Origin of the sequence: Polaribacter sp., assembly GCF_965656025.1 — a bacterium.
GTDB lineage: Bacteria > Bacteroidota > Bacteroidia > Flavobacteriales > Flavobacteriaceae > Polaribacter.
Genome location: NZ_CBFHJT010000051.1, coordinates 17,814 through 22,174, shown reverse-complemented (window position 1 = coordinate 22,174; position 4,361 = coordinate 17,814). Strand labels below are relative to the sequence as shown.

The following is a 4,361-nucleotide window of genomic DNA, read 5'->3' as shown; positions in this document are numbered from 1 at the left end:
TAATGTCATAGCCGAGTAGTACTAATAACCCATAGACTTATGTACGCTTCCCGCCGAAAGGCGGGAGACACTCTTTTAATTTTTTAATCTTACAATATTATTTTACCATATGTTAATTTATACAGTTGATTTATTTAACTGAAAAGCTTAGGGTGGTTATAGCATTGGGGCTCACCTCTTCCCATACCGAACAGAGAAGTTAAGCCCAATAGCGCCGATGGTACTGCATTTATGTGGGAGAGTAGGTCGCTGCCTTTCTTTATTACTGAAATAAGTTCAGTAACTTAAACCTCATATCTTTTGATATGAGGTTTTTTTTTACATCAAATTTTTCTTCTTTCTTATTGAGTAAGAGATTTTAAATGATATATAATATTTAGTTATTATGTTTATTGTCAATAATATTAAGGCAAAACCATACTGAAATAAAAAACTCATCAATAAAAATATTGATGAGTTTTGTCTTTTATGAATCTCTAATTGATTAGATAACTTTTTTTACATTGCTACTAAATCACCTGTAATGTCTTTAGATGGTAGTTCTGATTTACCCATTAAAAATAAATCTACTTGTCTTGCAGCTTCTCTACCTTCTGAAATAGCCCAAACAATTAAAGACTGACCGCGTCGCATATCTCCAGCAGTAAAAATATTTGGTACATTCGTTTGATATTTTCCATATTCTGCTTTGTAGTTAGACCTAGCATCTGTTTTAATACCTAACTTATTTGCTAGTGTACTTTCTGGTCCAGTAAAACCCAAAGCTAATAAAGCTAAATCACAAGGCCATATTTTTTCAGTGCCTTCAATTTCTATTAATTGAGGTCTTTGGCCAGGAACCATTTTCCATTCTACGTTAACTGTTTTTAATGCAGTTAATTTTCCGTTTTTGTCTTTTAAAAATTCTTTTGTGTTTATTAGCCAATTACGTTCTACACCTTCTTGATGAGAAGATGAAGTTTTTAGTTGTAATGGCCAATAAGGCCAAGGAGTTGTTGGAGAACGATGCCCTGGTGGTTTTGGCATTATTTCAAAATTTACTACAGATTTTGCTCCATGTCTGTTTGATGTTCCAATACAATCTGAACCAGTATCTCCACCACCAATTACAATTACATTTTTATCTGTAGCCATAATTTGGTCTTTTACTTCTTTACCAAATAAAACTTTTGTTTGTTGTGTTAGGAAATCCATTGCTTGTACAACGCCATCTGCATCTATTCCTGGAGTTGGTAAACTACGTCTTTCTGTAGCACCACCACAAAGTACAACAGCATCAAACGATTTTAAATCTTTAACATCGTAATTTATACCAACATTTACGTTTGTTTTAAAAACGATACCCTCTGCTTCTAAAATTTTTATTCTTCTATCTATAATCCCTTTTTCCATTTTGAAGTTTGGAATCCCATATCGTAATAAACCACCAACTTCATCATCTCTTTCGAAAACAGTAACAGTATGACCTGCTCTATTTAATTGTTGTGCAGCTGCTAAACCTGCAGGCCCTGAACCAACAACAGCAATAGTTTTTCCCGTTCTTGTTTTAGGAGGTTGTGGTTTTATCCATCCTTCTTTAAAAGCCCTTTCTACAATATTTTTTTCTATATTTTCTATTGATACAGGGTCTTCAATAATCCCTAAAACACATGATTTTTCACATGGTGCTGGACATAAACGACCTGTAAATTCAGGAAAATTATTTGTAGAATGTAAAATCCAAGATGCTTTTTTCCATTCACCTTGATGTACCATATGGTTAAAGTCTGGAATTAAGTTTCCTAATGGACATCCACTGTGACAGAAAGGAATACCACAATCCATACAACGTGAACCTTGTTTTTTTATCTCTTTTTCTGAAAGAGGAACTGTAAATTCTTTATAGTTTTTTACACGATCTTTTACAGATGTATATTTTTCATCTTGTCTTTCAAATTCTTTAAATCCTGTTACTTTTCCCATGACATTATGTTGTTGTTAATTCTTCTACCATTGGTTCCTCTGTTCTTAAACGCTCTAAAGCACGTTTATATTCAGTAGGCATTACTTTTACAAAGTTTTCTAAACTTTTTTTCCAATTGGTTATTAATTCTGTTCCTTTTTTACTGTCTGTATATAAAATGTGTTTTTCTATAATTGATTTTAATTCATCAGCTTCTTCTTGTGAAATTTCTTCGAACTCTATAGTTTCTTTATTACAAAGTCCGTTTGTAAATTTATTTTCTGGATCATATACATAGGCAATACCACCACTCATACCTGCAGCGAAATTACGACCTGTTTTTCCTAATACGATTACTTTACCACCAGTCATATATTCACAACAATGATCTCCAACACCTTCTACAACTGCAGTTGCACCTGAATTACGAACAGCAAAACGCTCTCCTGCAATACCGTTAATATATGCTTGACCATCTACAGCACCAAATAAACATACATTACCAACAATGATATTATTTTCTGCTATAAAGTCTGCTTTCTCTGGTTTTTTTACAATTAATTTTGCTCCAGATAATCCTTTACCTAAATAATCGTTTGTATTACCGTCTAAGGTAAAAGTTAGTCCGTGAGCACCAAAAGCACCAAAACTTTGACCAGCTGAACCTGTAAAATTGATGTTTAAAGTATCTTCAGGTAAACCTAAATGACCATAAATTTTAGAAATTTCATTACTAACAATTGCACCCACAGTTCTGTTTGTATTTTTAATAGGATAATTTAAATTCATTTTTTCTTTACGATACATCGCTCTGTGTGAGTCTTTTAATATTGTAAAGTCTAAAACATCATCTAAATTATGATCTTGTTTTTCTGTATTACTAACTGTCATTTTTCTATATGAAGAAGGTCTGTGTAATATGCTTGATAAATCTAAACCTTTTGCTTTGTAATGCTTAATTGCATTATTAGCATTTATTTTGTGTGTTTGACCTACCATTTCAGCGAGTGTTCTAAAACCTAACTGTGCCATTATTTTTCTTAATTCTTCAGCAATGTAGTAGAAGAAGTTGATAACGTGCTCTGGTGTACCTTTAAAGTTTTTACGCAACTCTTTATCTTGAGTAGCAATACCAACGGGACATGTATTTAAATGACATTTACGCATCATAATACAACCTGAAGCCACTAGAGGTGCGGTTGCAAAACCAAATTCTTCAGCACCTAATAAAGCTGCAATTGCAACATCTCTACCTGTTTTTAATTGGCCATCACATTCTACAACTATTCTACTTCTTAGATTATTTAAAACTAGTGTTTGTTGTGCTTCTGCTAAACCAAGTTCCCAAGGTAAACCTGCGTGTTTTAGAGAGGTTAGAGGAGAAGCTCCTGTACCACCATCGTAACCAGAAATTAAGACTACATCTGCTTTTGCTTTGGCAACACCAGCAGCAATTGTACCTACACCCACTTCTGAAACTAGTTTTACATTAATTCTAGCTTCGCGATTTGCATTTTTTAAATCGAAAATTAGCTGTGCTAAATCTTCAATTGAATAAATATCGTGATGCGGCGGCGGAGAAATTAAACCAACAAAGGGTGTAGAGTTACGTGCATTTGCAATCCAAGGTAAAACTTTGTAGCCAGGTAATTGACCACCTTCACCAGGTTTTGCACCTTGTGCCATTTTAATTTGAATTTCTCTGGCATTTGTTAAATAATGAGAAGTAACTCCAAATCTACCAGATGCAACTTGTTTTATGGCAGAGTTTCTACTATCTCCATTAATATCTTTTTGAAATCTTTTTCTATCTTCACCACCTTCACCAGAATTCGATTTTCCACCAATTCTGTTCATAGCAATGGCTAAATTTTCATGTGCTTCTCTAGAAATTGACCCATAAGACATTGCACCCGTTTTAAAACGTTTTACAATTTCTGTCCAAGGCTCTACCTCTTCTAAAGGAATAGGATCTAAATTATCAAACTGAAACAAACCACGAATGGTCATTAAATTTTCAGCTTGTTCGTTTATGGCTTTCGAATATACATCATAACTTGCTTGATCGCTTAAACGCACAGCTTGTTGTAGTTTAGAAACTGTCGTTGGATTAAATAAATGACGCTCGCCATTTCTTCTCCATCTATAATCACCACCAATGTTTAGGCCTAAATTTTTATCAATTTGATTATCTGGATACGCTTGTTTGTATCTATTCGAAATTTCTTTTTCAATTTCGTATAAACCAATACCTTCTATTCTTGAGGCTGTATATGGGAAATATTTTTCTACAAATTGAGAATTGAAACCAACTATTTCGAAAATTTGAGAACCTCTGTAAGAATGTAAGGTAGAGATTCCTATTTTGTTCATCACCTTTAACAGACCTTTACCAATAGCTTTGTTGAAGTTATCAACC

2 protein-coding genes and 1 rRNA gene are annotated in these 4,361 nt (G+C 33.4%); 1 reads left to right on the top strand and 2 read right to left on the bottom strand.

The genetic code is table 11. The features are described from left to right. Positions 1-148: 148 nt before the first annotated feature. Positions 149-258, top strand: a 5S ribosomal RNA gene (gene rrf / locus ACTG3S_RS10270). 240 nt (positions 259-498) lie between these two features. Here rrf and ACTG3S_RS10265 read toward each other — a convergent pair. Then, complete coding sequence (locus ACTG3S_RS10265; RefSeq protein WP_439129265.1) at positions 499-1,962, bottom strand: glutamate synthase subunit beta; 1,464 nt, start codon at positions 1,960-1,962, stop codon at positions 499-501. A gap of 4 nt (positions 1,963-1,966) precedes the next feature. Continuing rightward, positions 1,967-4,361: glutamate synthase-related protein (locus ACTG3S_RS10260; protein ID WP_439129264.1), on the bottom strand; the 2,395-nt coding region annotated here is incomplete at its 5' end.

Bases quoted from the DNA above. Each gene is read 5' to 3' on its own strand.
- ACTG3S_RS10265 (WP_439129265.1), bottom strand. From the start codon at position 1,962: ATGGGAAAAGTAACAGGATTTAAAGAATTTGAAAGACAAGATGAAAAA.